The sequence below is a fragment of the Methylobacterium ajmalii genome, from assembly GCF_016613415.1.
Classification (GTDB): Bacteria; Pseudomonadota; Alphaproteobacteria; order Rhizobiales; family Beijerinckiaceae; genus Methylobacterium; species Methylobacterium ajmalii.
Genome location: NZ_JACWCT010000156.1, coordinates 52,921 through 73,261 on the forward strand (window position 1 = coordinate 52,921; position 20,341 = coordinate 73,261).

The 20,341-nt window shown below is 71.9% G+C and carries 18 protein-coding genes; 10 read left to right on the forward strand and 8 right to left on the reverse strand.

All coding sequences use genetic code 11. The annotated features are described in order from the left end of the window. Window positions 1-27 precede the first annotated feature (27 nt). Together HPY23_RS27865 and HPY23_RS27870 are read left to right on the forward strand one after the other, a co-directional pair. Entirely contained in the window at window positions 28-747 is a 720-nt protein-coding gene (locus HPY23_RS27865) for a GntR family transcriptional regulator (RefSeq protein WP_060845344.1), read from the forward strand. A gap of 40 nt (window positions 748-787) precedes the next feature. Further along, window positions 788-1,531 carry an aspartate/glutamate racemase family protein gene (locus tag HPY23_RS27870; protein ID WP_091882983.1) on the forward strand — a complete coding sequence of 248 codons (744 nt, stop codon included), beginning with the start codon at window positions 788-790 and terminating at the stop codon, window positions 1,529-1,531. Window positions 1,532-1,554: 23 nt separating this feature from the next. Here HPY23_RS27870 and HPY23_RS27875 read toward each other — a convergent pair whose 3' ends face one another. From HPY23_RS27875 to HPY23_RS27895, 5 genes are all read right to left on the reverse strand, one after another. After that, complete coding sequence (locus tag HPY23_RS27875) at window positions 1,555-3,816, reverse strand: methyl-accepting chemotaxis protein (protein WP_236012949.1); 2,262 nt, start codon at window positions 3,814-3,816, stop codon at window positions 1,555-1,557. Between the two features lie 303 nt (window positions 3,817-4,119). Beyond that, on the reverse strand, window positions 4,120-4,818 hold the full coding sequence (locus tag HPY23_RS27880; protein WP_060845347.1) for a carbonic anhydrase: 699 nt from the start codon (window positions 4,816-4,818) through the stop codon (window positions 4,120-4,122). Between the two features lie 38 nt (window positions 4,819-4,856). Continuing rightward, the gene (locus HPY23_RS27885) at window positions 4,857-5,384 is read right to left on the reverse strand and encodes an NUDIX hydrolase (RefSeq protein WP_060845348.1); all 528 of its coding nucleotides are present in this window, start codon (window positions 5,382-5,384) and stop codon (window positions 4,857-4,859) included. Further along, window positions 5,381-6,115 carry a DUF429 domain-containing protein gene (locus HPY23_RS27890; RefSeq protein ID WP_091882990.1) on the reverse strand — a complete coding sequence of 245 codons (735 nt, stop codon included), beginning with the start codon at window positions 6,113-6,115 and terminating at the stop codon, window positions 5,381-5,383. Before HPY23_RS27890 ends, HPY23_RS27885 begins: the two co-directional genes overlap by 4 nt. Window positions 6,116-6,360: 245 nt before the next feature. Next, a complete protein-coding gene (locus HPY23_RS27895) occupies window positions 6,361-7,722 on the reverse strand; it encodes a D-amino acid dehydrogenase (RefSeq protein ID WP_413231099.1) in 1,362 nt (453 codons plus the stop codon). 89 nt (window positions 7,723-7,811) lie between these two features. Between HPY23_RS27895 and HPY23_RS27900 the strand changes: the two genes are divergently transcribed. Beyond that, entirely contained in the window at window positions 7,812-8,261 is a 450-nt protein-coding gene (locus tag HPY23_RS27900) for an Lrp/AsnC family transcriptional regulator (RefSeq protein WP_244537501.1), read from the forward strand. Between the two features lie 62 nt (window positions 8,262-8,323). Here HPY23_RS27900 and HPY23_RS27905 read toward each other — a convergent pair whose 3' ends face one another. Next, complete coding sequence (locus HPY23_RS27905) at window positions 8,324-9,019, reverse strand: GntR family transcriptional regulator (RefSeq protein WP_091882999.1); 696 nt, start codon at window positions 9,017-9,019, stop codon at window positions 8,324-8,326. Window positions 9,020-9,191: 172 nt separating this feature from the next. Between HPY23_RS27905 and HPY23_RS27910 the strand changes: the two genes are divergently transcribed. The 4 genes from HPY23_RS27910 (at window position 9,192) to araD (ending at window position 13,817) form a co-directional block, all read left to right on the forward strand. Then, entirely contained in the window at window positions 9,192-10,211 is a 1,020-nt protein-coding gene (locus tag HPY23_RS27910; protein ID WP_091883002.1) for an ABC transporter substrate-binding protein, read from the forward strand. A gap of 29 nt (window positions 10,212-10,240) precedes the next feature. Further along, window positions 10,241-11,005, forward strand: a complete 765-nt coding sequence (locus HPY23_RS27915) for an ABC transporter ATP-binding protein (RefSeq protein ID WP_091883005.1) — start codon at window positions 10,241-10,243, stop codon at window positions 11,003-11,005. A gap of 77 nt (window positions 11,006-11,082) precedes the next feature. Next, on the forward strand, window positions 11,083-11,916 hold the full coding sequence (locus HPY23_RS27920; protein ID WP_236012953.1) for an ABC transporter permease: 834 nt from the start codon (window positions 11,083-11,085) through the stop codon (window positions 11,914-11,916). Between the two features lie 104 nt (window positions 11,917-12,020). Continuing rightward, a complete protein-coding gene (gene araD / locus HPY23_RS27925; protein ID WP_091883011.1) occupies window positions 12,021-13,817 on the forward strand; it encodes an L-arabinonate dehydratase in 1,797 nt (598 codons plus the stop codon). 3 nt (window positions 13,818-13,820) lie between these two features. Here araD and HPY23_RS27930 read toward each other — a convergent pair whose 3' ends face one another. Then, window positions 13,821-14,777, reverse strand: coding sequence for an IclR family transcriptional regulator domain-containing protein (locus HPY23_RS27930; RefSeq protein WP_139234886.1), 957 nt, complete (start codon window positions 14,775-14,777; stop codon window positions 13,821-13,823). Here HPY23_RS27930 and HPY23_RS27935 point away from each other — a divergent pair. Genes HPY23_RS27935 through HPY23_RS27945 form a run of 3 tightly spaced genes read left to right on the forward strand, consistent with a single transcriptional unit; the run spans window position 14,680 to window position 18,080 of the window. After that, on the forward strand, window positions 14,680-15,993 hold the full coding sequence (locus HPY23_RS27935; protein ID WP_091883013.1) for an MFS transporter: 1,314 nt from the start codon (window positions 14,680-14,682) through the stop codon (window positions 15,991-15,993). The genes HPY23_RS27930 and HPY23_RS27935 overlap by 98 nt on opposite strands. A gap of 15 nt (window positions 15,994-16,008) precedes the next feature. Then, the gene (locus HPY23_RS27940; RefSeq protein ID WP_236012948.1) at window positions 16,009-16,938 is read left to right on the forward strand and encodes a polysaccharide deacetylase family protein; all 930 of its coding nucleotides are present in this window, start codon (window positions 16,009-16,011) and stop codon (window positions 16,936-16,938) included. Between the two features lie 11 nt (window positions 16,939-16,949). Further along, entirely contained in the window at window positions 16,950-18,080 is a 1,131-nt protein-coding gene (locus tag HPY23_RS27945; protein ID WP_091883016.1) for a M20/M25/M40 family metallo-hydrolase, read from the forward strand. A 182-nt stretch (window positions 18,081-18,262) separates the two neighbouring features. Here the strand turns inward: HPY23_RS27945 and HPY23_RS27950 are convergent, their stop codons facing one another. Continuing rightward, window positions 18,263-19,435: a glycosyltransferase family 4 protein gene (locus HPY23_RS27950; RefSeq protein WP_091883019.1), complete on the reverse strand. Its 1,173-nt coding sequence runs from the start codon at window positions 19,433-19,435 to the stop codon at window positions 18,263-18,265. Window positions 19,436-20,341 lie beyond the last annotated feature (906 nt).

The following is a 20,341-nucleotide window of genomic DNA, read 5'->3' on the forward strand; positions in this document are numbered from 1 at the left end:
ACCGTGAGGATGAGGGAGAGGACACGCATGGATCCGGTCCGGCGCCCCCGCGGGCGCCCCCGCAAGCCGGTGCTGCTGGAGCCCGAGGCCCTGAGCCCGCGGCGCGGCCTGCACGATCAGGCGGTGGAGCGCCTGCGCGCCCTGATCGTCGCCGGCACCCTGCCGGCAGGGAGCGCGCTGGTCGAGACCGAGCTGTCGGCGGCGCTCGGCATCTCGCGCACGCCGTTGCGCGAGGCGCTGAAGCTGCTGGCCGTCGAGGGCTTGGTGGAGCTGCGCCCCAACCGCTCGCCGCTCGTGGCGGAGCTGCGGCCGGACGCGGTGAGCGAGCTGTTCGAGGCGATCGCCGCCATTGAGCGGGCGGCGGCGGAGCTGGCGGCTTTGCGCGCCACCGCGGCGGACCTCTCAGGGCTGCGTCGGCTCCAGGCCGAGATGGAGGTGCATCATGCCGCCGGCGACCTCGCACCGTACTTCGCCCTCAACCAGCGGATCCACGCCCTGATCGTGGCGTGCGCCCGCAACGGGCCGTTGCGGGAGGCCCACGCGGCCCTGCACGCGCGGGCCGAGATCGCCCGCCGCCGCGCCCTCGACAGCCGGGCGCGCTGGGACGAATCGGTCGCCGAGCACCGGGCGATCCTGGACGCCCTCGAAGCCCGCGACGCGGCGGGCGCCGGCCGCCTGCTCGCCGAGCATGTCGGCCATACCGGCACGGCCCTGCTCGCCGGCCTCGCCCGGCCCGCCGCCGCCTGATCCTTCGCCCGATCCCCGGCCGCCCGACGAAAGACCCCCGATGCGCCTGCTGCTCCTCAACCCCAATACCAGCCGTGACGTGACCGAGCTGATGCGCGCCACCGCCGCGGCCGTCGCCGCGCCCGGCACCGAGATCCTCACCGCCACCGCGCCCCGGGGCGTGCCCTACATCGCGACCCGGGCGGAGGCGCAGATCGGCGGGGCCATCGCGCTCGAGATGCTGGCCGAGGCAGCCCCGGTCGATGCCGCGATCATCGCGGCCTTCGGCGATCCGGGCCTGTCGGGTGCCCGCGAGCTGTTCGACCATCCGGTGATCGGCCTGGCGGAGGCCGCGATGCTCACCGCCTGCACGCTCGGCCGGCGCTTCGGCCTCGTCACCTTCGCGCGCGCCCTGGTGCCCTGGTACGAGGAGACCGTCGCCGCCCACGGGCTGGAGCGGCGCTGCGCCGGTGTGCGGGCGCTGGAGGGGCGCTTCGCGACGCTCTCCGGCGTCCAGGAGGAGAAGGAGGCGCAACTCCTCGACCTCGCCCGGGCGACGGTCGAGGAGGACGGCGCCGACGTGCTGATCTTCGCCGGCGCGCCCCTGTCCGGTCTCGCCGCCCGGGTGCGCGAGCGCCTGCCCGTCCCGGTGGTCGACCAGGTGGTGGCGGCGGTCAAGCTCGCCGAGGCGGTGGCGGCGCAGCGGCCGCGCAAGGCGACCGCCGGCACCTTCCGGCGACCCGACCCGAAGCCGAGCACCGGCCTGGCGCCGGCGCTGGCGGCCCGGATCGGGCGGACGGACTGACTGACCCGTTTCCGCCCGGCTCTTCAGGCGGCCTTGCGGGTGGGCGCTGCGGCCGCGCCCTGCGCCTTCAAGGCGCAGAGCGTCCGGGCATCGAGCGGCCCGGAGGACAGGGTGATGCCGAACTGGCCCTCGTCGCTCCAGATCACGCGAGCCTGATGCGAGGCGCCGCCGAGTTCGATCGTCACCGCCGTGCCGACCGGCAGGGGCGGGCCGAACGCGGTGAGGCGCGCGCCCGTCGCGCTCACGTCCTGCAGGGTCGAGCGGTGGTGCCGGCCCGCGACCGTCACCCCGACCTCCGCCGCCGCCGGGAAGCGCTCTCCGCCGCGCCGGTCGGCGATCTCGACGAGGAGGTGGTTGATCTCGCCGTTGACGAGCCCGGCCTCGCCGCTGAGGTCCGACGCCATCGCGGCGAGCCGCGTCGCCAGGGCGTCGGTCTCGCGCGCGAGCCCCGGCAGGACCGCGATGCCGGTGATCACCGTCTGGGTCCGGTTCGCGACGGTCTGCATCATCTGGGTGATCTCGCCGGTCGCCGCGTTCTGCTCCTCGACCGCGGAGGCGATCGAGGTGCCGATGTCGGCGATCGTCCCGACCGTCGTGGCGATGCCGTCCACGGCGCCGAGCACGCTGCCGGAGGCGGCTCGCAGCGAGCCGACCTGCCGGTCGATCTCCTCCGTCGCCCGGGTCGTCTGGGCGGCCAGCGACTTGACCTCGGCGGCGACCACCGCGAACCCCTTGCCGGCCTCGCCCGCACGGGCCGCCTCGATCGTCGCGTTGAGGGCGAGCAGGTTGGTCTGGCCCGCGATGGAGTGGATCAGGCCCGTGATGCTGCCGATCCGGTCGCTCAGCTCCGAGAGCTGCACCGCGAGGGTGCGGGCGGCCGCCGCCTGGGCGCGCGCGTCCTGCATCGCCGCGGTCGATTGCGCCGCCTGGCCGGCGATCTCGCCGATCGAAGCCGAGAGCTGCGTCACCGCGCTCGCGGCGCCGGCGACCTCGGCGGCGGTGCCGTTGAGATCCTCGACCGAGCGTGACAGCCGCTCGCGGGTATCGGTGGCGTGGTCCTGCACGCCCGCGCTCGCGTCCTGCATGGTGACGGCGACCTCCTGGAAGTGCCGCACGCCGCCGCCCACCGTGTCGCGGATGCGGTCGGCGAGCTGCGCCATGAACCGGCGCTCCTGCTCGATCATCGCCCGGCGGTGCTCGTCGTCGCTCGCCCGGGCGATCGACTCGGCGGTCCGATCGCGGAAGTGCACGATGGCGCGCGCCAGCGCGGCGATCTCGTCGCGGCCACCCGCCTCCGGCACGTCGGCGTCGAGCGACTGGTCGGCGAGGGCGCGCACCCGCCGGTCGAGGCCGGCGAGACCCTGCACGACCGAGCGCGTCAGCAGGAAGGCGAGCAGGAAGGCCAGTACCGTCACCGAGCCGGCGATCCCGAGCGCCACCACCAGACGGTTCTGGAGGCCGGCGACCCGGGCTGCCAGCAGGCGGTCGAGGGCGACCGCGCCATCCGCCCACAGCCGGTCGGCGCGGGCGACGAGATCGGTCGCGGCGCGCTGGAACAGCGCGAGGTCGGCCGCGGTCTGCCGGCCGGCCGCATGGGCCTCGGCGAGGGCGGCGACGGGCCGGTCGAGCGCCTCGAACGCCGCCACGACGGCGGTGGCCGGCGCCGCGAGGGCACCCTCGACGGTGCCGTCGGCATTGGCCTTGGACGCTGCCTTGAGGGAGGCTTGGAGGCCCTCGGCGGTCGCGCGGAGCTTACCCTGCTCGATCAAGAATCGCGCGGCGTCGCCGGGCGTCAGCGCCGGCTTGCCGCGCAGCTCGACCGCGAGCGCCGCCAGGGTGCCGGCCTGCTGCAGCAGGTCCGGCAGCCTCACCGCGACGGCGTCCATCACGTAGAAGGAATCGAGGTCGGGATCGAGGATCAGGTTGGAGCCATCGCCGATCTTGGTCACCAGGGTGCGGGCGGCCTCCACGATCGCGGCGGGGTCCTTGCCACGCGCCAGGGCGAGGTCGCGGGCGGCCTCGCCGGTCCCCATGACCGGGTCGTGACGCGCGTGTGCGGCCTCGAAGGCGGCCCAGTCGTCGCCCGTCGTCGCGGCCGGAATCCGCGACAGCGTGGCCGCGCGCAGGATCGGCCAGGCGGTCTGCAGGTAGGCGACCCCTGCCTGTTCGCGGCTGGCGAAATCGATGTCCTTGCGCGACTGGATCACGAACAGGCCGGACAGCAGCGCGATCGGGATCAGGAACAGGCCGAGGGTCGAGATGAGCTTCGTTCGAATCGTCAGCATGGCCGACATGACCTTTCCTCGCAGTCGATCGAACGCTTCGGTCCGATCTCTTCGGAGGGCCCCTGTCGACGGAACCGCGCGACCCTGGGGCAGCGGCGGCGATCGAGCGAAGTATGTTGGGCCTTATAGGATAATAAGCCCAGATCGGTTTAAGGAGTCATAATGTAATGCAAGACACCGTTAAGCCGAAATACATAGTCGAGGCATCTTTTCGAACTAAGCAGACGCGGTAGCTGGATGTCGGGGCCGTTTTCCCGGCCGGTCCGGGGAGGATCGGGTTCCGCATCCTCCCCGACCGGTCGCTCAGCCGCCGCTGCCGGCCTCGTCCTGGCAGCGGATCAGCTTGGTCTGGGCGGCGGCCCGGCCGGGCTCGGCCAGGCGGAACTCGCCGGTCTCGGGGTCGCGGACCCGCAGCTGCCCGGTGGCGATGCCGAAATGCGCGCCGTGGAGCTGCAGCTTGCCGCGCTCCACCAGGATCTTCACGCAGGGGAACGTCATCAGGTTCTTGAGGCTGTTCGTCACCGTGGCGAATTCGAGCTGCTCGAGGTAGTCCGGCCCGCGCGGCTCGTCGCCGAGCGCCTCCGCCGCGGGGCGGATCAGCGAGACCCAGCGGCCGATGAAGTCGCCCGGCGAGAGCGGCGCGGCGTCGTCCGCGAAGGCGCGCACGCCGCCGCAGCGGGCGTGGCCCAGCACCACGATGTGCTTCACCTTGAGCGCCTGCACGGCGAATTCGAGCGCCGCCGAGGTGCCGTGGTACTCGCCGCCGGTCTCGAACGGCGGCACCAGGTTGGCGACGTTGCGCACCACGAACAATTCGCCCGGCCGCGCGTCGAAGATCACCTCGGGCGAGACCCGGCTGTCGCAGCAGCTGATGATCAGGATCTCGGGGCTCTGCCCCTCGGCGAGGCTGGCGTAGCGGTCCTGCTCGCGCACGAACCGGTCGTCCAGGAAGGCGCGGTAGCCGTCCGCCAGCGCCGGGGGAAACGACAGATCGTCGGCCATGGGTCGTGATCTCCTTGGGATGAGCCTCTGCGGCAGGCTTACGCCGCGCCCGGCCCCCAGGACAACGTCACGACCTCCGGGATCGTCTCGCCGGCCACGAGCCTTTTGGCCAGATCGGCGAGCCCGCGCGGTTCCACTCGCTCGTGGGTGGCGGCGAGTTCGTCGAGCGGCCACCAGCGCGTGCCGTAGACCGGGTTGTCCTCGGTCTCGGCGAGACGGCTGGTATCGACCTTGTCGTCGGGCAGCCGCACCACGAAGTAGCGCTCGCGGGCGAAGCGCGACTTGTTGAACAGCGTGAAGGCGCCGTCGCAGCGGGCGACCTGGGGGCCGAGCGGCGCATCCTGGACGCCGATCTCCTCCTCCAGCTCGCGCCGGCAGGCCTCTTCCGGCGTCTCGCCGGGCTCGATGCCGCCGCCGGGCATGAACCAGAACGTCCGGTCGCCCGGCCGGCCCGGATCGACGTCGCGCGAGGCCTCGTAGGCGATGAGCAGGAGGCGGCCGGCGGGATCGAGCACCAGGGCGCGGGCGATGTCGCGGGTGGGAAGGTCGGCGGAAGCGTCGGTCATCGGGGGGCCTCGCTGTGGGGAAGCGTCCAGATCGCGGCCGTCAGGCCGTGGGCGTCGCGCTCCGGCGGATCGGGATAGGGCACGCCGCGGCCCTTGGCGATGGCCCGCGCCACGGCGAGGGCCGCCAATGCGTCGAGCAGGTCGTCGGGCTTGGCGCCCTTGGGGACCGGGAGGTCGGCGGGCAGGCCGGCACGGGCCAGGAGGTCGCGCCGCAGGGCCGCGCCCGCGGGCTTGCGCTTGGGCTCGGGCAGCGGCGTGCCGCCGTTGAGGCCCTGGAAGGCGAGCTCCGGATGCACCTCGTAGACCCGCGCCTGCAGCTCCGTCCGGGCGCGCAGGAGGCCGTCGGCCTCGCGGATGCGGGGAAAGATCGCCTGTGCGGGCGGGGAGGGCGCGAAGGGCTGGGTCTCGGGCCGGCGCGACAGGGCGATGGCCGCGGTGTAGTCGGGCGCGTAGACGACGCTGCGGGCCGAGGTCGGGAAGACCGAGGCGCGCCGCGGTCCGAGCAGCGCCCGTACCAGCACTTCCGCCGTGCGGCCGCCGGGCCCGACCCGGTCGGGCAGGCCGATCGGGATATCGACCGCCACGATCCCCGGTGCTTCGGGCGCGTCGCAGATCGCCTCGAGGCTCGGCAGCACGCGGGCGCGGATGTTTTCGGGATCGTGGCCGTCGCTCGGCCCGAAGACCGCGACCCAGCCGCCCGGGCATCCGTCCACCCCTGCGACCCATGGCATGCGCCGATTCCCCTGCTCGGGGCGGGATCTAGGGCGGGGAGGGCGGTTGTCGCGAAGCGTGTCTTTGTCGGGATCGTTCTTCCAACCTGTGACCTCAGGATGTGGTTCTGGGTTGGAGAGGACGACTTGCCGACGTGGGATGCGTTCAGGTCGAGGTCGCGGCAGTGATACGGTTCCTGGGCTCCGCTTCGCGGCCCCGGGATGACCCGGAGGATGTCAGGAACCGTAGAGGAGGGTAAAGCTCCTCACGCCGCCTTGGCGTAGCGCGATTCCGCCAGATCCTGATGGTCGATCTCGGGCGCGCGGCCGCCGATCAGGTCGGCGAGGAGCCGGCCCGAGCCGCAGGCCATGGTCCAGCCGAGCGTGCCGTGGCCGGTATTGGTGTAGAGGTTGTCGTAGGCCGTGGCGCCGACGATCGGGGTGCCGTCCGGGGTCATCGGGCGCAGGCCGGTCCAGAACTTCGCCTGCGAGACGTCGCCGCCCTGCGGGAAGAGGTCAAGGACCGAGCGCTCCAGGGTCGCCCGGCGCGGGCCGCGCAGGGCCTGGCTGAAGCCGGCGAGCTCCGCCGTGCCGCCGACGCGGATGCGGTCGCCGAGCCGGGTGATCGCCACCTTGAAGGTCTCGTCCATCACGGTCGAGACCGGGGCGGCCTCGGCGTCGGTGACCGGCAGGGTCAGGGAGTAGCCCTTCACCGGATAGACCGGCAGCTCGATGCCCAGCGGCTTCAACATCATCGGGGTGTAGCTGCCCATGGCGGCGACGTAGCGGTCCGCCGTCAGCACCTCGCCGCCAGCAGAGCCGGTGCCGGCCAGGCCCACGCCGACGATGCGGCCGCCTTCCTGGCGAAGTGAGGTGATCGTCGCGCCGTACCGGATGGTGACGCCCATGCTCTCGCAGATCGCCGCGAGGCGCTGGGTGAACAGATGCGCGTCGCCGGTCTCGTCGCCCGGCAGGCGCAGGCCGCCGACGAAGGAGCCGCCGACCCGGGCCAGCGCCGGCTCGGCCGCGATGCAGCCCGCCGGATCCAGCACCTCGTAGGGCACGCCGTACTCGTCGAGCACGCCGGTGTCGTCGCCGACATGGTCGAGCTGCTTCTGGGTGCGGAAGAGCTGGAGCGTGCCCTTCTCGCGGTGATCGTAGGTGATGCCGGTCTCGGTGCGCAGGTCGCGCAGCACGTCGCGGCTATACTCGGCGAGCCGCACCATCCGGCCCTTGTTGCGGCGGTAGGCGTCCTCGGTGCAGTTCGCCAGCATCTTGGCGAGCCAGCCGTAGAGCTTGGGCTCCAGGCTCGGCCACAGCACCAGCGGGCGGTGGCGCATCATCAGCCACTTCATCGCCTTGACGGGGATGCCCGGGGCGGCCCAGGGCGCCGAATAGCCGGGGGAAACCTGGCCGGCATTGGCGAAGCTGGTCTCGAGGCCCGCGCCCGGCTGGCGGTCGAGCACCGTGACCTCGTGACCGGCCTTGGCGAGGTAGTAGGCCGAGGTGACGCCGACCACGCCGCCGCCGAGGATCAGAACGCGCATCGCCGCAAAACCTTCTGTCGCGCCTCGCCTCTCGGTGTCCGACCCGGCGCCTGGTCGGTGGGAAGAGTGTCGCGCAAGGATCGCCGAATTTCTCGCCGGATCGGCGCATGGCCTGCGAGAGTCTGTTACGGTACGCAACGATCTGCGGCTTAACGACAGGAAATTGCGCGGTGGCGGGACGGGACGAGATCGACGCGCGGATCCTGCGCGTCCTGCGCGACGACGGGCGCATCAGCAACGCCGATCTCGCCGCCAAGGTCGGCCTGTCGCCCTCGGCCTGCCTGCGCCGGCTGCGGCTTCTCGAAACGAACGGCACCATCCGGGGCTACACCGCGCTGATCGAGGCCGACGAGCGCGAGCACCACATGGTGGTGCTAACCCAGATCACCCTGGAGCGGCAGACGGAAGAGTCGCTCAACCGCTTCGAGGCCGCGGTGCGCCGCTGCCCCGAGGTGCGCGACTGCTACCTGATGACCGGCCTGTCCGATTACCTGATGCGCATCGAGGTCTTGGATGCGGGCGATTACGAGCGCCTGCACAAGGAGGTGCTGTCGCGCCTGCCGGGGGTGGCGCGGATCCAGTCGAGCTTCGCGATCCGGACGGTGGTGGGGCGGGGATAGCGACCGCGCGGACGACCGGATTCGCTTCGGCGTCAGCCCGGCGGCGTTCTTCTGAGCGCGCCTCAGGCGAAATAGGCCGGCCACCGCGCCCGGATCTCGTCGCCCAGCGCAATCGACTTCGAGAGGTGATCGCGAAGAGCCTCCTGGGCGGCCTCCGGCTCACCCTCGGCGAGCGCCGCCACGATCCGCTGGTGATCGGCCACGATCTGCTGCGCCTTGCCCTCCACCGGCAGGTGCAGGCGGCGCAGGCGGTCGATATGGCCGCTGCGGCGGCGGATCAGGTCCCAGAGGTCAGGGACGGCGGCCGCCTCGCACAGGGCGCGGTGAAACGCCTCGTCGCTCGCCGACAACCGCGCGAAGTCGCCCGCCTCGGCAAACAGCGCCTGCTCGGCCACGAAGGCCTGGAGCCGTACCACCAGCGCCCGGTCGGGTGCCCGGGCCAGGGTGCGCACGACCTCCTGCTCCACGGCGCGGCGCAGGAACTGCGCCTGGCGGGCGGCCGCGAGATCGATGCGGCTCACCACCGTCGAGGATTGCGGGAAGATGTCGACCAGCCCCTCCTCCTGGAGCCGCAGGAGCGCATCGCGGATCGGGGTGGCGCTGAGGCCGAAGCTCGCCTGCAATTCGGGCCGCGACAGCACCGTGCCGGGCGCGAGATCGAGCGAGACGATCTTGTCCCGAATGAGGTCGAAGACCTGCGGGGCGGCGTGGCGCGAGCGGTCGCGGAGGCGCTGCGCACCGGCGAAGACGGCGTTCATGACGGTCGGACTCGGCAATGACCCGGCACCGCCGGAGCGGCCCTAGCGGCAGCCTAGCACGACCCGGCTCGGGTTGACATACTAATGCATTACCATTTTAGTGAGCGGGCTGGACCGGCGATCGACAACAAGCCGGCCTGCGCCGCCCCGCGGCGGCCTCGGGAGAACGCTCATGATCCATTCGCCCACGCGCCGCGCCCTCGCGGCGGGCTTCCTCGCTGCCGGTCTGCTCGCCTCCGGCTCGGCGCGGGCGCAGCAGAAGAGCGACGTGGCGATCACCCGCCAGCCCGGCATCATCTACCTGCCGACCCACGTCATCGAGAAGCAGGGGCTGATCGAGAAGCATGCCGAGCGGCTGGGCGTGCCGGGCGTGAAGACGAAGTGGCTCACCTTCACGGGCGGCGGCAGCCAGACCGACGCGCTGCTCGCCGGCAACGTCGACATCGTCAATACCGGCACCGGCAACCTGCTGCTGCTGTGGGACCGGACGCGGGGCGGCGTGAAGGGCATCGTCGCCACCTCAGCGCTGCCGCTGCTGCTCGTCAGCCGCGACCCGAAGATCAGGACGATCAAGGACATCGGCCCCGGCGACAAGGTCGCGGTGCCGACCGTGAAGGTCTCGACGCAGGCGATCCTGCTGCAGATGGCGGCGGGCGAGGCCTACGGCGCCGACCAGTCCGGCCGGCTCGACGCCAACACGGTGCAGCTCGGCCATCCCGATGCGGCGATCGCGCTGGCCAACCCCACCCACGAGATCAAGACCCACTTCGCGGCGCCGCCGTTCCAGTACGTCGAATTGCGCACCGTGCCCGGCGCCCACATCGTGGCGCGCTCGCCCGACATCATCGGCGGGCCGCTGACGCAAGGCCAGTTCTTCACCACCACCAAGTTCGCCGATGCCAACCCCAAGATCGTCCAGGCGGTGCGGGCGGCCTCCGAGGAGGCGCAAGCCTTCATCCGCCGGGATACGCGAAAGGCCGTCGAGATCTACCGCGAGGTGACCGGCGACAAGACCAGCGTCGAGGACCTGCTGAGCTACTTGGCCGAGCCCGGCATGATGGAGTTCAACCTCCAGCCCCAGGGCACGATGCGCTTTGCCGAGCATCTCGGGCGGATCGGCACCCTGCGGACCAAGCCCAAGGCCTGGACCGACTACTATCTGCCGGTCGCCCACGACCTCAGCGGCAGCTGAGCCCTTCCGGTTCGAGAGGACACGACACCATGACCGCGCTCCTCGACGTCCGCGGCGTCACGCTCCGCTACAAGACCCCCAACGTGCTGGTCACCGCGACCGAGCGCGTCAGCTTCCAGGTCGAGACCTCGGACCGCTTCGTGCTGCTCGGGCCGTCGGGCTGCGGCAAGTCCACCTTGCTCAAGGCGGTGGGCGGCTACCTGCATCCGAGCGAGGGCGAGATCCGCATCAAGGACCGGGTGGTCAAGGAGCCCGGCGCCGACCGGATGATGGTGTTTCAGGAGTTCGACCAGCTCCTGCCCTGGAAGACGGTGCTGGAGAACGTCACCTTCCCGCTCCTCAACGCGCGCAAGATGTCCCGCCGCGCGGCGGAGGAGCGGGCGCGGGCCTATATCGAGAAGGTCGGCCTGACGCGGGCCATCGACAGCTACCCCCACACCCTCTCGGGCGGCATGAAGCAGCGCGTGGCGATCGCCCGCGGCATGGCGATGGAGCCCGACATCCTCCTGATGGACGAGCCCTTCGCGGCGCTCGACGCGCTCACCCGGCGCACCTGCCAGGACGAACTCCTGCAGCTCTGGGAGGAAACGAAGTTCACGGTGCTCTTCGTCACCCACTCGATCGCCGAGGCGATCAAGATCGGCAATCGCATCCTCCTGCTCTCGCCCCATCCGGGCCGGGTCAAGGCCGAGGTGCGCGACGTCGACAAGGTCTCGGCCCAGGACGGCAGCGCCGGCCAGCTCGAGCAGCAGATCCACGACCTGCTTTTTTCCGACGAGCCCGCCCACCACTGACCGATCGTCGAGGAGGCACCCCCATGAGCAGCACGACGAGCGTCACGACAGGCTCCCCGAGGCCGGCCCGCATCATCATGAGCGAGGCGGCGCCCGCCGCCGACGGCGCGGTCGAGCGCCAGCTCGGCACCGCCGAGATCCTCTGGAACAGCGGCTTCGTGCGCAAGACGGTGATCATCGTCGTGCTGGCGCTGGTCTGGGAGATCTACGCCCGCTTCCTCGACAATCCGCTGCTGTTCCCGACCTTCTCCGACACCGTCACGACGCTGTGGCAGCAGACCCTCGACGGCACGATCCCGAACCGGGCGCTCACCTCGATCAAGGTGCTGCTGATGGGCTACGTCGCCGGCATCCTGCTCGCCGCGACGCTGACCATGGTGGCGATCTCGACCCGCATCGGCACCGACTTCCTCGAGACGATGACGGCGATGTTCAATCCCCTGCCGGCCATCGCGCTCCTGCCGCTGGCGCTGATCTGGTTCGGGTTGGGCAACGGCAGCCTGGTCTTCGTGCTGATCCACTCGGTGTTGTGGGCGGTGGCGCTCAACACCCATTCGGGCTTTCGCGGCGTCTCGAACACGCTCCGGATGGTCGGGCGCAACTACGGGCTGAAGGGCCTGCCCTACGTCACCAAGATCCTGATCCCGGCAGCGTTCCCCTCCATCCTCACCGGCCTCAAGATCGGCTGGGCCTTCGCCTGGCGCACGCTCATCGCCGCCGAGCTCGTCTTCGGCGTGTCGTCGGGAGCCGGCGGCCTCGGCTGGTTCATCTTCGAGAACCGCAACCTCCTCGACATCCCGGCCGTCTTCGCCGGCCTGCTGACCGTGATCATCATCGGCCTCGTGGTCGAGAACCTGATCTTCCGCACGCTGGAGCGGCGGACGGTGCAGAAGTGGGGTCTGCAGCACTAGCACTGACGAGCACGCCGCCCTGACCCCTCCCCCCTCTGCGGGGGAGGGGTCAGGGCGTGCGGTCCGTCACGTAACGTCGAATACCGACAGGAGCCTGGAAAAAGATGGCCCGCGATCCGCTCCCCCCGCCCGAACTCGAGCCAGGTGCCGTCCCGGACGGCCCGCAGGCCGTGCGCCGCGAGCCCTCGTCCCTGCGCTCCGCCCACTGGTTCGGGCCGGCGGACCTGCGCTCCTTCGGGCACCGCTCGCGGGCGATGCAGATGGGCTACGCGCCCGAGGAGTGGACCGGAAAGCCGGTCATCGCGATCCTGAACACCTGGTCCGACCTCCAGCCCTGCCACGCGCACTTCAAGCATCGCGTCGACGACGTGAAGCGCGGGATCCTGATGGCGGGGGGCTTTCCCGTCGAACTGCCGGCGATCTCGGTCTCGGAGAGCTTCGTCAAGCCGACCACCATGCTCTACCGCAACATGCTGGCGATGGAGACCGAGGAGCTGTTGCGCTCCCACCCGGTCGACGGCGCGGTACTGATGGGCGGCTGCGACAAGTCCACGCCGGGCCTGCTTCTCGGCGCCACCAGCATGAACCTGCCGGCGATCTACATTCCCGCCGGGCCGATGCTGCGCGGCAACTGGCAGGGCAAGGTGCTGGGCTCCGGCTCCGACAGCTGGAAGTACTGGGATGAACTCCGCGCCGGCAAGATCACCGACCAGGACTGGCTCGGGATCGAGGGCGGCATCGCCCGGTCCTACGGCACCTGCATGACCATGGGCACCGCCTCGACCATGACGGCGATCGCGGAAGCCGTCGGCATGGTGCTGCCCGGCGGCTCGTCGATTCCGGCGGCGGATGCCGGCCATATCCGCCTCTCCTCAGAATCCGGCCGGCGCATCGTCGACATGGTGTGGGAGGACCTGACCCCGCAGCGGATCCAGACCCGGGAGGCCTACGAGAACGCGATCGCGGTCGCCATGGCGATGGGCTGCTCGACCAACGCCATCATCCACCTGATCGCCATGGCGCGCCGGGCCGGCCACGCCATCGGCCTCGACGATTTCGAGCGCTACAGCCGCATCGTGCCGGTGATCGGCAACGTGCGGCCGAGCGGCAACACCTACCTGATGGAAGACTTCTTCTACGCCGGCGGCATCCGCGCGCTGATGAACGAGATCCGCGAGCACCTGCACCTCGACTGCCTGACGGTGAGCGGCCGGACGCTCGGCGAGGTGATCGAGGGCGCGAAGGTCCACAATGCCGACGTCATCCGGCCGCTGTCGAACCCGGTCTACGGCCAGGGCTCGCTGGCGGTGCTGAAGGGCAACCTCGCGCCAAGCGGCTGCGTCATCAAGCCGGCGGCGATGGACCAGCGCTTCCTCAAGCATTCCGGCCCGGCGCTCGTCTTCGACGATTACCCGTCCCTGAAACGCGCGATCGACGACGAGAATCTCGACGTCACCGCCGACCACGTGCTCGTGCTGCGCAATGCCGGGCCGCAGGGCGGGCCGGGCATGCCCGAATGGGGCATGCTGCCGATGCCGAAGAAGCTCCTTAAGGAGGGTCACCGCGACATGCTGCGCCTGTCGGATGCGCGGATGAGCGGCACCAGCTACGGCGCCTGCGTGCTCCACGTCGCGCCCGAATCCTTCGTCGGGGGGCCCCTGGCGCTCCTGCGCACCGGCGACATCGTCAGCGTCGACGTCGAGGCGAGGGCGATCCGCATGGAGGTGTCGGACGAGGAGCTGGCACAGAGGCGCGCCGCCTGGACCCCGCCGGCGCCCCGCTACGAGCGCGGCTACGGCGTGATGTTCTCGCGCCACATCCAGCAGGCGGACGAGGGCTGCGACTTCGACTTCCTGCGCACCGAGTACGGCGCTCCGGTGCCCGAGCCGGCGATCTACTGAGGGTCAGGCCGGCGCGCCGCCCACCAGCGCGGCGGCGCGCATCAGCCCCGGCAGGATCCGGGCGATCTCGTCCGGGTCGCCCCAGCGCCCGGCCTCGCCGGCGACGTGCAGGGCGCCGAACGGCCGCCGCGCCGCGTCGGTGAGCGCCACCGCGACCACAACCTCGTCCTCGATCACCTCGTGGGCGGCGACCGCGTAGCCGTCGCACCGCGCCTCCGCCACCGCCGTCATCACGTCCTCGATCCCGGTGCGGGTGAAGCGGGTCAGCGGCCGGCGGTCCTCCGCCGTCACCAGGGCGCGGGCCTCCGGTTCCGCGAGGACGGCCAGCACCGCGCGCCCGCCGGCACTGCAGAAGAGCGGGATCCGGCGCCCGACCAGGTTGGTGTAATAGTGCTCGGCCCGCGCCTGCAGCCGGAGCGCGTAGACCAGCGACGATTGCGAGAAGAGGCTGAGGTCCACCCGCGCGTCGCAGGTCCGGCGCAGGTCCATCAGGATCGGGGTCGCCCGCTCGATCAGCGGATGGTGGCGCAGGAAGGCGTAGCTCAGGTCGAGCACCCGATCCGCCAGGGCGTAGCGCCGGGTCGTCGCGCATTGGTCGAGATAGCCGAGCTGCGCCAGCGTGTGCACCATGCGCTGGCACGTACTCTTGTCGTGACCGCTGCGCTCGCTGATCTCCTGCAAGGACAGGGCGCGAACGCCGTGGAATGCTTCGAGGACGCTGAAGCATTTTTCGACCGAATGAACAAACAATCGGCTTCGCGCGGTTTCGCCGCTGACATCCGTTGACATCGTGTCGTCCCTTGAACCAGCATAAGATGCAATGCAGCGTATTGCATGGCAATACGGACGCGCGGGGAACCGGATGGACGGCACGGTCGCGACGATCGGAGCGGGGCAGGTGCGCGCGGGGATCGACCCGCGGGCGCGGCGGGCGATCGCCGCCGCCTGCATCGGCAACATGCTCGAATGGTACGATTTCGGGGTCTACGCCTTCCTGGCCGGGGCGATCTCGGCGGCGTTCTTCCCGTCGAGCGATCCCACCGCCTCGCTGCTCGCGACCTTCGCGGCCTACGGCGTTGGCTTCCTGGCCCGCCCCTTCGGCGGCGCGGTGATCGGCCGGCTCGGCGACCGGCGCGGGCGCAAGGTCGCGCTCGTCCTCACGCTCCTGATGATGGCGCTCGGCACGATCGGGCTGGGCCTGCTGCCGACCTACGCCCAGATCGGGATCGCGGCCCCGGCGCTGCTCGTCGCCCTGCGCATCCTCCAGGGCATCGCGGCGGGCGGCGAGTGGGGCGCCTCGACGGCCTTCATCATCGAGTGGGCGCCGGAGGGCCGGCGCGGCCTGTTCGGCTCGTTCCAGCAGGTCAGCACCGCGTCCGGCATCCTCCTCGGCTCGGGCGTCGCCGCGCTCCTCACCTCGCTCCTGACCCCGGAGGCGATGCTGGCCTGGGGCTGGCGGATCCCGTTCCTCCTCGGCGCCTCGCTCCTCGTCGTCGGCATCCTGATCCGCCGCAGCGTCGATGAGACGCCAGTCTTCGAGGATCAGGTGGCCCGGAAGGACGCCGCGCCGGTCGCGCCCGCGCAAGAGAGCGGCCCGCGGCTCGGCCTGCGCGCCTTCGGCTTCACGATCTTCTGGACCGTGTCGTACTACATGCTGCTCTCCTACATGCCGACCTTCACCCAGAAGTTCGGCGCGCTCACCGCCTCGCAGGCCCTGTGGTCGAACACGATCGGCCTCGTCGCGATGGTGCTGGCGGTGCCGGTCTTCGGCCACGTCTCGGACCGGGTCGGCCGCAAGCCGCTCCTGATCGCGAGCGCGGTCGCGGCGATCCTGCTGTCCTACCCGCTGTTCCGGATCATCGCCGGCGGGGCGGGCTTCCTGACGGTGATGTCGATCCAGGTCGTGTTCGGGTTGATCGTCGCCCTCTATTCCGGCCCCGGCCCGGCGGCGATCTCCGAGATGTTCCCGAGCCACCTGCGCTCGACCTGGATGTCGATCGGCTACACGCTCGCGGTCGCGGTGTTCGGCGGCTTCGCGCCCTTCGTCGCCACCTGGCTCATCGCGGTCACCGGCTCGCCGCTGGCGCCGGGCGTCCTCTACCTGATCCCGATGGCGGTCCTCACGCTCGTCGTCGTCGCGCGCATGCCCGAGACCGGCAAGAGCCGGCTCGCCTGACCGGAGGACGTCCCCATGACCGCCCCCATGACCGCCCCCATGACCGCCCCCTCTTCCACCGACCTCAAGCCCTGGCAATGGCCCGAGGACCACTGGCGCCGGCGCGTCGCCAAGGTCCGGGCCGGGCGCAGCCTGGCGCCGGCCTGGCCCGACGGCAAGCGGTGCGCCGTAGCGCTCTCCTTCGACGTCGACCACGAGACGAACGAGCTGCGCGACGGCGGCAAGTCGCTGGGCCGCCTCTCCTGGGGCCAGTACGGCCACCGCCAGGGCATGCCGCGCATCCTCGAGCTGTTGGCCGCGCACGACGTGCCGGCGAGCTTCTACGTGCCGGCGGTGGTGGCGATGCTCTACCCCGACGAGCAGCGCGGCGTGGTGGCGGCCGGCCACGAGATCGGCATCCACGGCTGGATCCACGAACTGAACTCGATCCTGCCGGCCGAGGCCGAGCGCGACCTGATGCTGCGCAGCGCCGACGCCCTGGAGCGGATCACGGGCACGCGCCCGGTCGGCCTGCGCACCCCGTCCTGGGACTATTCGGACGCGACGCTGGCGATCATCCGCGAGATGGGCCTCCTCTACGATTCCTCCCTGATGGCCGACGACACCTGCTACGAGCTGATGGAGGACGGCGCGCCGACCGGCATCGTCGAGGTCCCGGTCGAGTGGATCCGGGACGACGCGCCCTACTTCATGATGAGCCGGTTCGAGGGCCTGCGCCCGCATATCGGGCCCGAGGACGTGCTGGCGATCTTCATGCGCGAGTTCGAGGGCGCCTACCGCGAGGGCGGGTTGTTCCAGCTCACCATGCACCCGCACATCATCGGCTACCGCTCGCGGCTGTGGATCGTCGAGGAGCTGATCCGCGCCGCCAAGGCCAAGGGCGACGTGTGGTTCGCCACCCATGCCGACATCGCCGCGCACGCCGCCACCGCGTTGCGGTCATGAGTCCCCTTCCGGTGATCCCCGTCCCCGATCCGGCGGACCTCGCCCCCGCCCTCGACCGCCTGCGCCGTCTTGTCCTGTGCGAGACGCCGAGCTACGCGCCCGAGGCGCTCGCTGCCGGGCTCGCCCTGATGCGCGCCGAGCTCGCCGCCGACGGCCTCGCGGTGGCGCCCGAGACCGCCGACCTCGCCGCGGCCGGCGCCGTGCGGGCGACCTACGACCGGGGCGGGACGCTCGACGGTCCGCCGATCCTGATCCTCGGCCATCTCGACACCGTCCACCCGGTCGGCGAGCTCGCCGCCAACCCGTGGCGGATCGAGGGAAGCCGCGCCTTCGGGCCCGGCATCCTCGACATGAAGGGCGGGATCGTGCTGGCGCTCGAGGCGCTCCGACGGGCCGAGCCGCACCTCCCGCGGCCAGTCGAGGTCCTGATCACCACGGACGAGGAGATCGGCTCGCCGCGCTCCCGCGGACTGATCGAGGCGCGGGCGCGGGAGGCGGCCTGCATCCTGGTGCCCGAGCCCGCCCGCGACAATGGCGGCCTCGTCGTCGGCCGCCACGCCATCCTGCGCTTCGCGCTGGCCGCGACCGGCCGGCCCGCCCATGCCGGGCGCGACCCCGCCCGGGGCGATTCGGCGATCCATCGCCTCGCCCGCGCGGTCGTGGCGCTGGAGGGCCGCAGCGTCCCGGGCGCGAGCCTCAGCGTCGGGGTGATCGGCGGCGGGCTCTGGGTCAATTGCGTGCCCGAGCGTGCCGCGGCCGAGATGCTGTGCGTGGCCGCCGACGACGCGCGGCGGGACGAGATCCTGCGGATCGTCGCCGGGGAGGCCGACGACCGCCTGGCGATCGAGCTTGCGAGCGAGCGCCCGCTCTGGCGCACCGGCCCGGGCGACCGGGCGCTCTACGGGGCCGCGCAGGCCATCGCGGCGGAGCTCGGGATCGCGGTCTCGCCGGAGGTGTCGGGCGGCGGCTCGGACGGCAACTTCACCGGCGCCCTCGGCCGGCCGACCCTCGACGGGCTCGGGCCCTGCGGGGCCGGGCTGCACGCGCACGACGAGCACCTGAACCTGGCGAGCCTGGGGCCGCGGATCGCCCTGATGGCGAACCTGCTGGTCCGGGTCGGACACCTTCCGACAGGCGATTGAGCCTGTTCACGGATCCCGCGGCCCGAGACCCCCGGAGAGCGGGAAGGGGCGAGGTCTACGGGACGCCGTTCATCCGCTCCGCCACCGTCGCGGGGTCCGCCCCCGCTGCGCGCAGCCACGCGGGATAGGGGCGTCGCCGCGGGTTCGGCACGGGCGGAGGGACGACGTGAAGGCGCCGATCCTCAGGCCGGCATCCCGGCCCGCAGAGGCGGGCCGGTGAGCACGGCCCGATAGGCTTCGAGGACGCCCGCCGTCATCGCCTCGACCGTGTAGGTCTCGGCCCGCGCCCGCGCCTCGGCGCCGAGGCGCGTGCGGATCGCGGGATCGGCCGCCACCATCTCGATGGCGTGGGCGAAGCCCGCATCGTCGTCGGGCGCGATGAAGATCGCGGCCTCGTCCCACAATTCGCGGAAGGTCGGGATGTCGGAGAGCACCAGGGCGCAACCGGCGCTCGCGGCCTCCAGAACGCCGAGGCCGAAGGGCTCGTAGCGGGCGGCGGAGGCGTAGATCGGCGAACCGGCGAGCCAGCGCGCCACGTCCTGGTCGCTGAGCCGGCCGAGGGAGCGCAGGTGCTCGGGCGCGAATTGCGCCGCGTTCGGGCCCTTCAGGTCACCGGCGGCGAGGAGCGGCAGACGCATCCGGGCGGCGGCCCGGTCGAGGGTGCGGGCGTTCTTGCCCTCGTCCCAGAGCCGGCCGGCCGTGAAGGCGAAGGGCGAGGCGGCGGCTCCCGCCGGGGTGCGCTGGCCGCGGTCGGCGGGCTTGCGCCGGCCGTTCGGCACCACGCGGGGCGGGCTGATCCCGTAGGTCGCGGCGGTGGCCTCCGCGAAGGCGCGGGTGGGGCTGAGCAGCGCGTCGACCCGGCGGTAGCCCTCGGCGACGAGGTTCGCCCGCCAGGCGAGGTCCGGCGGCAGCGGGCCGGGGCGCATCGCCGCCCACCAGGTCGCCACGCAGGCATGCGCCACCGCGATCACGGGCGCGCAGAACTCGGCGAGCGCGGCGAGCGCCGGGCTGTTGAGGTGGATCAGGTCGGCGCCCGCCCGCTCGGCCTCGCGGGCGACGATGGCGGCGGCAGCCTCGACCTCGCGGCGGGTGAGCGCGGTCCAGTCGAGGCTGACGCCCAGCGGGCGCAGGTCGAGACCCCGGATGGCACGGGCCGCCCGCATCTGGTCCTGGCTCGGCTCGGGGCCGAGCACCGCCAGGGTGACGGCGACGCCCCGGCGCGTCATTTCCTCGGCGAGGTCGAGCCCGTATTGCCAGATGCCGCCCACCGCATCGACCGTCATGAACAGGTGGAGGACGGGCGCCCCCCGGTGGGGGAGGGGGCGTCCGGCCGGGACCGTCAGGCTGGGCAGCATACCGCCTCCAACTCGCGCAACGGGGCCGGCGCTGCCGACGGGATGTCACCGGAGCGGTCGAACCGACCGCGGTGAGGGACGCGCGCGCCCTTCCGGGCCCTGCCGTCCCGCGCGCGCCACGGGCGGCGGTCATACGGCGAGGACGGGCGGAGACGCACGGGATCGTCGGCCCGGACGCAGGCGCAGAGCGCGACCCGTGGGGCGCGCGGGACGACCTCGTCGAGGCGGGTTGCGCCGTGCGCGATCAACCGGTCGATCTCCTCCAGGGGCGGCGGCGCGTGCCGCCGGTCGGCGTCCCCGGAACCGGTCTCGGCGCAAAAGGTGCAGGAATGAGGGCGGCCGTGCGAGGGGCCCGGTTCCCCGGGCGTCCGCCCCCGTCGGGCGTCGAGCCGTTGGGGCGAGGGGCATGCGACGCACAGGCTGCTTCCGAAGCTCCAGGTCGGGTTGACGAGGGCGATTCTCAAAGCGGGCGTCCTGAACCGGGAACGGGCATCGCTGATACGGAAGACAACGATCGACGAAGGTGGCGGGGCCGCTCGGGACGACAAGGCCTTTTCGCCCGAATGCAGTTAAACGAATGATACCAGAGGCTCCGTTGCCATGACGGTGATGCATGGCCGTGTCGTCACCATGCGGCGGAAGCGGGCGTTCTTCGGGAACCGAATTACGTTTCGCGCGTGGTGGCGACCCGAGGAGACCGCGAGACGCCCGGACGCGGGGGAGCCCGGACGCCTGGCAAGCCGATCCGCCGGGTGCGCGGCCTGCGGCCCGAACGCGGTCCGGTGCGCGACGAGGATCCGCGCCCCGGCCCGGGCGACGCTGCCGGCCCGCCGACGGGATGTCTCGGTGGTATCCGGGAAACGCGACGCGCGGCCCGGCGTCATCGTTCTGGCGTCATTCAGACCG

What these genes read in the sequence shown, in the direction of transcription:
- HPY23_RS27880 (WP_060845347.1), bottom strand. Translation starts at nt 4,818, where the DNA reads ATGGCCGACGATCTGTCGTTTCCCCCGGCGCTGGCGGACGGCTACCGC.
- HPY23_RS27915 (WP_091883005.1), top strand. Translation starts at nt 10,241, where the DNA reads ATGACCGCGCTCCTCGACGTCCGCGGCGTCACGCTCCGCTACAAGACC.
- HPY23_RS27865 (WP_060845344.1), top strand. Translation starts at nt 28, where the DNA reads ATGGATCCGGTCCGGCGCCCCCGCGGGCGCCCCCGCAAGCCGGTGCTG.
- HPY23_RS27950 (WP_091883019.1), bottom strand. Translation starts at nt 19,435, where the DNA reads ATGCTGCCCAGCCTGACGGTCCCGGCCGGACGCCCCCTCCCCCACCGG.
- HPY23_RS27930 (WP_139234886.1), bottom strand. Translation starts at nt 14,777, where the DNA reads ATGTTGCCGATGCAGGCGGCGGCGATCGCCCGCCGCGCCCGCGGGTCG.
- araD (WP_091883011.1), top strand. Translation starts at nt 12,021, where the DNA reads ATGGCCCGCGATCCGCTCCCCCCGCCCGAACTCGAGCCAGGTGCCGTC.
- HPY23_RS27885 (WP_060845348.1), bottom strand. Translation starts at nt 5,384, where the DNA reads ATGACCGACGCTTCCGCCGACCTTCCCACCCGCGACATCGCCCGCGCC.
- HPY23_RS27870 (WP_091882983.1), top strand. Translation starts at nt 788, where the DNA reads ATGCGCCTGCTGCTCCTCAACCCCAATACCAGCCGTGACGTGACCGAG.
- HPY23_RS27940 (WP_236012948.1), top strand. Translation starts at nt 16,009, where the DNA reads ATGACCGCCCCCATGACCGCCCCCATGACCGCCCCCTCTTCCACCGAC.
- HPY23_RS27875 (WP_236012949.1), bottom strand. Translation starts at nt 3,816, where the DNA reads ATGCTGACGATTCGAACGAAGCTCATCTCGACCCTCGGCCTGTTCCTG.
- HPY23_RS27905 (WP_091882999.1), bottom strand. Translation starts at nt 9,019, where the DNA reads ATGAACGCCGTCTTCGCCGGTGCGCAGCGCCTCCGCGACCGCTCGCGC.
- HPY23_RS27910 (WP_091883002.1), top strand. Translation starts at nt 9,192, where the DNA reads ATGATCCATTCGCCCACGCGCCGCGCCCTCGCGGCGGGCTTCCTCGCT.
- HPY23_RS27935 (WP_091883013.1), top strand. Translation starts at nt 14,680, where the DNA reads ATGGACGGCACGGTCGCGACGATCGGAGCGGGGCAGGTGCGCGCGGGG.
- HPY23_RS27920 (WP_236012953.1), top strand. Translation starts at nt 11,083, where the DNA reads ATGAGCGAGGCGGCGCCCGCCGCCGACGGCGCGGTCGAGCGCCAGCTC.
- HPY23_RS27890 (WP_091882990.1), bottom strand. Translation starts at nt 6,115, where the DNA reads ATGCCATGGGTCGCAGGGGTGGACGGATGCCCGGGCGGCTGGGTCGCG.